Origin of the sequence: Streptomyces flavofungini (assembly GCF_041028215.1) — a bacterium.
Lineage (GTDB): Bacteria > Actinomycetota > Actinomycetes > Streptomycetales > Streptomycetaceae > Streptomyces > Streptomyces flavofungini_B.
Genome location: NZ_JASKYR010000742.1, coordinates 1 through 3778 on the forward strand (window position 1 = coordinate 1; position 3778 = coordinate 3778).

General features: G+C 74.9%; 3 protein-coding genes. All 3 read left to right on the forward strand.

What is annotated here, in order from left to right; translation table 11 throughout:
* Window positions 1-60: 60 nt before the first annotated feature.
* Window positions 61-1068 (forward strand): pyridoxal-phosphate dependent enzyme, encoded by a 1008-nt coding sequence (locus tag AB8Z36_RS33575; protein WP_369217167.1) that lies wholly within the window; start codon window positions 61-63, stop codon window positions 1066-1068.
* 151 nt (window positions 1069-1219) lie between these two features.
* Window positions 1220-2248, forward strand: a complete 1029-nt coding sequence (locus AB8Z36_RS33580) for an ornithine cyclodeaminase family protein (protein ID WP_369217168.1) — start codon at window positions 1220-1222, stop codon at window positions 2246-2248.
* 65 nt (window positions 2249-2313) lie between these two features.
* On the forward strand, window positions 2314-3778 hold a 1465-nt coding region (locus tag AB8Z36_RS33585; RefSeq protein ID WP_369217169.1), incomplete at its 3' end, for an ATP-grasp domain-containing protein.

A 3778-nucleotide genomic window follows, 5' to 3' on the forward strand; every position in this document is an offset into this window, starting at 1 on the left:
CGGACGGGCCACCCGAGGACGGGGGAGCGACCGTCGCGAGGGCGGGGGACGGGGGTGCCCGTGAACGGCACCCCCGCTCGGGCACGGGACGTCTCCAGGATCGGGCGCACTCCGCTGCTGCCCGTGCGGCTGCGGGTGGCCGGGCGGTGGCGTGAGGCAGGCCTGAAACTGGAGCAGTTCAACCCGGGCGGTTCGGTCAAGGACCGGACCGCCTACGCCCTTGTGGAAGACCTGGAGGACCGGGGGCTGCTCGGCCCGGGGCGCACGCTGGTGGAGTCCACGTCGGGGAATCTCGGCGCGGCCCTCGCCTATGTGTGCCGCAGCCGCGGCTACCCCTTCGTCGCCGTCGTCGACCCGAAGACGAGCAGGCGCAACCTCGACGAAATGACCGCGCTCTCGGCGATCGTGGAACACGTCGACCGGCCGGACGCGCACGGCGGATTCCTGCGGGCCCGGCTCGACCGGGTCCAGGATCTGCTGGCCTCCGACGCCTCGCTCGTCTGGCCCGACCAGTACCGCAACCCGGCCAACCCGCGCGTCCACCGCGAGCAGACCGGGCCCGAGATCCTGCGGCACGGCCACGGCAGGCCCGACGCCGTCTTCGTGGCCGTCTCCACCGGCGGCACGCTCGCCGGGATCGCCGCGTATCTGCGCATGGTCGCGCCCGAGTGCCATGTCGTGGGCGTCGACGTCCGCGGGTCCGTCGCGCTGGGCGGCCCGCCGGGACGGCGCGCGCTGACCGGCATCGGGGCGGGACGCCCCTCGGAGTTCGCCCGCCCCGCCGACTGCGACGAGGTGCGGCTGATCCCGGACGCCGAGGCCGTGGCCGCCTGCCACCGGCTGCGCGCGGGGACCGGCGTGGGCGTCGGCGGTTCCTCGGGAGCGGTGCTCGCGGCGGCCGCCCGCCACCTCGCCGAACACCCGGAGGCCCAGCGGGTCGTCTGCCTCTGCGCGGACGGCGCCGACCGCTACGAGGACACCGTGTACAGCGCGGCCTGGGTGGCCGAGCACGGCCTCACCGGCACCGCGGCCACCGAGCCCGCCTTCGACACGGCGCTGCTCGCCTGACGGGGCCGCGCCCGTCCCGGGGACCGGACCGTGGCCGCGGAGGGCCCGAAGCCGCCCGGAACCGGGACCTGTGACCGCCTCACACCAGAGGACTTCGCACCACGGCGACGCCCACCCGGCGTGCCGCACCACAACGGGGGACCACACCACCATGTCCGCTCATGGCACAAGCACCCACCATCCCGACTCCCTGATCTACCTCTGCGGCGAGGAGGTGCGCCAGGCCTGCGCCGAGATCGACCCGCTGGCCTGCATGCACGAGACCCTCGTCGCGCACGCCGAGGGCAAGACGATCCTGCCGCCCGAGGCCTATCTCGGCTGGGAGCCGCCCGGCGGCGGCGAGGCCCGCAGCATCACCATGCCCGGCCTGGTCAACGGCGGCCTCACCGCCGTCGGCACGAAGGTCATCAACGCCAATCCGGGCAACGTGGGGCACGGACTGCCCCGGGCCAGCGGCCTGACCGTGCTCTTCGACCCGCTGACCGCGCGCCCGCTGTGCGTCATGGAGGGCGCCCACATCAGCGCCCTGCGCACCGCCGCCGTCTCCGTGCTCGCGGTGCGCCGCCTCGCCAGGACCGGCGCGCGGGCCGCCGCGCTCTACGGCGCGGGCGTCATCGCCCGCGAGCACGCCCTGATGCTCGCCCGCCGTCTGCCGGGCCTTGAGGAGATCAGGGTGTACGACGAGGTGCCGGGCCGCGTCGCCGACTTCGAGCGGGACACCGCCGAGGGCCTCGCCGCCCACGGGGTGAAGGTCGTCGCCGCCCGCGACGCGCGGACCGCGGCCCACGAGGCCGACGTGGTCGTCGCCTGCACCAGCACCCGCACCGGCTACATCGAGCGCTCCTGGCTCACCCGGGGCGCGCTCGCGGTGAACGTCTCGCTCGACGACCTCACCGAGGACGTGCTGCTCGGCGCCGACAAGCTGTACGTCGACGACTGGGACCTGATCCGCGACGACCCGCACCGCCTCCTCGGCCATCTGCTGCGCGAGGGACGCGTACGGCAGCGCGGCACCGCCACCCTCGGCGAACTCCTCGGCGGGGTACGGCCGGGACGCGAGTCCGACGACGAACTGATCGTCGTCAACCCCTTCGGCCTCGCCGTCGAGGACATCGCGCTGGCCCACCGGGTGTTCCGGATCGCCCGCCACCGGGGCCTCGGCCTCGCCCTGCCGCGCTGAGCCCGGCCTCCCGTACGCCGTCGAGCCCTTGTCCGCCACGGAGAAGGTCCACCCCGGAGAAGACTGTGAAACGACTGCTGTTCGTCGCGGGCCGGAGCGGCCCGTCCCTTGACTACGCCCTGCCGCGCCTCGCGGCCGTCGCGTCCGTGCACGCGGTGCTCCTGTCGCCCGTCGACGCCTTCGCGCGCGGCGAACTGGCCGCGCACTGTACCGATGTCACCGACCGCGCCGATGCCGGGGACCCCGTCGCGGCGCTCGTCGAGCACGCCCGGCTGACCGGCGCCGACGGGCTCCTGACGTTCTCCGAGTACGCGGTGCGCCCGGTCGCCGAGGCCTGTCTGCGGCTCGGCCTGCCGGGGCCCGGCGTCAACGCGGCCCTGGCGCGCGACAAGTGGCTGATGCGGCTGCGCTGGCGCCGGGCCGGGGTGCCCGTGCCGCGCTTCCGGCACGTCACCACCCTCGGCGACCTCCAGCGGGCCAGGGACCGGCTGTCCGCGCCCTTCCTGCTCAAGCGGGCCGACGGGGCGGGCTCGATCGGCCATGTGGTGATCGGCGGCGACACCGACATCGCCGAGGTCTGGCACAGCGCCCTAGAGGTCGACAGGACCGCGTTCCGCACCGGGTTCGGCGAGTACACGGCGGTCCCGCACGGGCCGTCGTTCGTCGCCGAGGAACTCATCGACTCCACCACCGAGTCCTGGTACCCGGCCGAGGACGACGGCACGGCTGGATACGGCGACTACGTGAGCGTCGAGGGCATCGTGGCCGCCGGGCGGTACCACCCGGTCTGTGTCACCGGACGCCTGCCCACCGTCGCCCCCTTCACCGAACTGAGCAACCAGGCGCCCTGCGTGCTGCCCGAGCGGCTCCAGCGCCTCATCGAGCGGCACGCCCGCCGCGCGGTCGACTCGCTGGGCCTCGACACCTGCGCCACCCACACCGAACTCAAGCTGATGGCCGGTGAGGAGGTCACCCTCCTGGAGACGGCCGCCCGGGTCGGCGGGGCGATGGTCACCCGCGAGGTCGAGGAGGTGCACGGCGTGGACCTGATCACCCTCCAGGCCCACGAGGCGCTCGGCGAGCCGCAGAAGTACCCCGAGCGGATGCTGACCGGGGCCACGGGCCGGGCCGCCGCCTCCCTCGCCCTGATCGCCACCGATGCGCGCGGCACCCCGTGGCGGACCCTGCCGCCGCTGAACTGGCGCACACACGACTGGAGCGCGCTGGTCTCACCCGGCACCACCGTGGAGATCGCCCGCGGCAGCACCGTGCCCGACGGCACCGCGATGCCCCGCTACGACGCCGCCTCCGCCGCGCTGAGCATCGGCGGCATCGCGTACGTCACCGCCGACGACCCCGCCACGCTCAAGGCCGACACCTACCGCATCCTGGACGGCCTGGAGGCGAGCCTGGCCGCCGCGGAGGCCCGGCGGCGCGAGACGGCGGCCCCCGGGGCGCACGCCCTCCGCTACGCCGACGAACTCCCCGGCGCCGAGGAGGTGACGGAGCTGTTCCGCGCCGCCGGTCTGA